5 protein-coding genes and 1 pseudogene are annotated in these 2,614 nt (G+C 42.7%); 4 read left to right on the top strand and 2 right to left on the bottom strand.

All coding sequences use genetic code 11. The features are described from left to right. The first annotated feature begins 77 nt into the window (after nt 1–77). From iscU to iscA, 3 genes are all read left to right on the top strand, one after another. Nucleotides 78–464 carry a Fe-S cluster assembly scaffold IscU gene (iscU, locus tag ACTHUE_RS15215; RefSeq protein WP_003674559.1) on the top strand — a complete coding sequence of 129 codons (387 nt, stop codon included), beginning with the start codon at nt 78–80 and terminating at the stop codon, nt 462–464. A 256-nt stretch (nt 465–720) separates the two neighbouring features. Then, complete coding sequence (locus ACTHUE_RS15210) at nt 721–966, top strand: recombinase RecA (RefSeq protein ID WP_070461779.1); 246 nt, start codon at nt 721–723, stop codon at nt 964–966. A 68-nt stretch (nt 967–1,034) separates the two neighbouring features. Beyond that, a complete protein-coding gene (gene iscA, locus ACTHUE_RS15205) occupies nt 1,035–1,355 on the top strand; it encodes an iron-sulfur cluster assembly protein IscA (protein WP_063075834.1) in 321 nt (106 codons plus the stop codon). Here the strand turns inward: iscA and ACTHUE_RS15200 are convergent. After that, nucleotides 1,315–1,537, bottom strand: a pseudogene (locus ACTHUE_RS15200) (alternative ribosome-rescue factor A). The gene iscA and the pseudogene ACTHUE_RS15200 overlap by 41 nt on opposite strands. 79 nt (nt 1,538–1,616) lie before the next feature. Between ACTHUE_RS15200 and hscB the strand changes: the two are divergent. Then, entirely contained in the window at nt 1,617–2,117 is a 501-nt protein-coding gene (gene hscB / locus ACTHUE_RS15195; RefSeq protein ID WP_070461776.1) for a Fe-S protein assembly co-chaperone HscB, read from the top strand. A 108-nt stretch (nt 2,118–2,225) separates the two neighbouring features. Here the strand turns inward: hscB and ACTHUE_RS15190 are convergent. Continuing rightward, on the bottom strand, nt 2,226–2,614 hold a 389-nt coding region (locus ACTHUE_RS15190), incomplete at its 5' end, for a 50S ribosomal protein L25 (RefSeq protein WP_440423911.1).

Genomic DNA, 2,614 nt, shown 5'->3' with positions numbered 1-2,614 from the left:
AAAATCTAAACTTCAGGCCGTCTGAATATTCGTAAACAAACCATTTACACCACTAAAAACACAAAGGAAACCACATCATGGCATACAGCGATAAAGTAATCGACCACTACGAAAACCCCCGCAACGTTGGTACTTTCGACAAAAACGACGAATCTGTCGGTACCGGCATGGTCGGTGCACCCGCCTGCGGCGACGTAATGCGTCTGCAAATCAAAGTAAACGATGAGGGTATTATCGAAGATGCAAAATTCAAAACTTACGGTTGTGGCTCCGCCATCGCTTCCTCCAGCCTGATCACAGAGTGGGTTAAAGGCAAAAGCCTTGACGATGCACTGGCAATCAAAAACAGCGAAATTGCCGAAGAGTTGGAATTGCCTCCAGTTAAAATCCACTGCTCTATCTTGGCTGAAGATGCGGTAAAAGCAGCCGTTGCCGACTATCGCAAACGTCAGGAAAACAAATAACCGGATTCAACGCCCCCTTGTCGGCAGGTGCCCAAGATTCCCGGCGAATCTTCGAGAAAAGCAAATCTAATGGTTTCCCCCCTCTTCTTTTGTGAGACAAAACCAACTGTACAGAAACTTAATCGTTTTGAAGTTGCTACCAAGTTTGGGATTACCTGCCAATCTATCCCCTCTCCCCACGGGAGAGGGTTAGGGAGAGGGCAATAAGCTACAGCTTATATTTAGTCGTTATACCTGCAAAATCAAAGAAGACGATATGCCTTTTACTGATAAAGAAGTCCAATCCCTACTTGCTGTCAAAGGCATAGGTAAAACCATATTGCAGCGTTTGCAGCAAATGGGATTGGATGATATTGCCACTTTGGCGGTTGCGGATTTAGACGATATTTTGGAACAGGGCGCACAATTGACCGGCTCGACCTGTTGGAAAAACAGTCCGCAGGCAAAAACTACCATTGCCACCGCAATAGAGTGGGCAAAACAGCGTTTTCAGACGGCCTGAAAATCAAGAGGCCGTCTGAAATAAAAAGCAGACAAAACAGAAAATGATTGCGAAATGAGGAAAAAAGCATGATTACCATCACAGAAAACGCAGCCAAACACATCAACGGCTACTTGACCAAACGCGGCAAAGGCTTGGGCGTGCGCTTGGGTGTCAAAACCAGCGGCTGCTCAGGCATGGCATACAACCTTGAATTTGTCGATGAAGTGAACGAGGATGACCTGATTTTTGAAGAACACGGCGCACGAGTTTATATCGATCCGAAAAGCTTGGTTTATCTAGACGGCACGCAAGTTGATTACACTAAAGAAGGTTTGCAGGAAGGTTTCAAATTTGAAAATCCAAATGTCAAAGACTCTTGCGGCTGCGGTGAGAGCTTCCACGTTTAAAATATAAAAAATGGCGGGAAAGTATCAAAACCATCCCGCCATTTTTTGGCTTCTTGCCTATTATAGCTACCCTTGCCTTTTCTTTTTCGTTCTACTTTGTGTCGGAACAAATCAGATTTGACTAAGGCTTTTAAGGTATTGTCTCGTATTTTGCCTTTATTGTGTTGCACCTTACCGGTCATATTGTTTTCCTTTCATATAAACAGTTTCCGGATTATATCGTAAAATAATCCTCTTCTTTAGATTTTTTCCTTTAATATCATGTCTCAATACTTCAACCTCTTCCAGCTTGAGCCATCTTTCAATATTGATACCGAAGCACTCGAACAAAGCTATCGGGCTTTAGCTGCCCGATTTCATCCTGATAAATTTGCTTCTGCTTCAGCTTTTGAGCAGAAACAAGCCGTTATGATGTCTTCTACAATTAATGATGCCTACCGCACATTAAAAAGTCCTATTGATCGGGCTGCTTATCTCTTGAAAAGCCAAAATATCGATGCTGATGCACCTGAACACACTTCGTTTTCACCAGAATTCCTCATGCAGCAAATGGAATGGCGGGAAACATTGATGGATGCACAAATAGAACAAAACCATGATGCCATCCGGGCACTGGATCAAGAAATTCAAGAAGTACAAAGCAGCCTATATCAAGATTTACAACAAGCATTTGAACAACAGGATTATGAATCAGCCGCACAATGGGTACGGCATGGCCGCTTTCTTAATAAACTTCGCAATGAAATTGCTTCAATTTTATAAAGTACATATGCTGTTACGTTTACCCAAGTTTTATAACAAATGATTTTATATGTAAAACAAAAACCGTATCAGATAAATCTGATACGGTTTTCTTATATTAACTACCGATTAGCGTTTTTTACCGGTAACAGTAGCAACAGCCAGGTTTTCATTACGTTTCAGGGAAACGCTTTCAACACCTTCTGGCAATTTGACGTCTGACAAGTGCAGAATGTCGCCGGCAACTACTGATGCACAATCCAACTCCAAGAAAGCAGGAATGTTTGCAGGCAAAGCAACTACTTCAACAGAAGTGTTCAACAGAGATACGCGACCACCTTGCAATTTAACAGCTTGAGAGTTTTCAGCGTTAACAATGTGCAGAGGAACACGGATGCGTACAGGTTGATCAGCTTTTACAGCTTGGAAGTCGATGTGTTGAACTTCGCGACGGAATGGGTGCATTTGGAAGTCACGCACGATAACGTCTTTAGTTTCACCGTTCAAAGACAGTTTAA

This window comes from Neisseria sp. P0021.S005 (assembly GCF_051956955.1).
The sequence above is the reverse complement of the archived record's forward strand: the minus strand, read 5'-3'. Positions and strand labels throughout refer to the sequence as shown.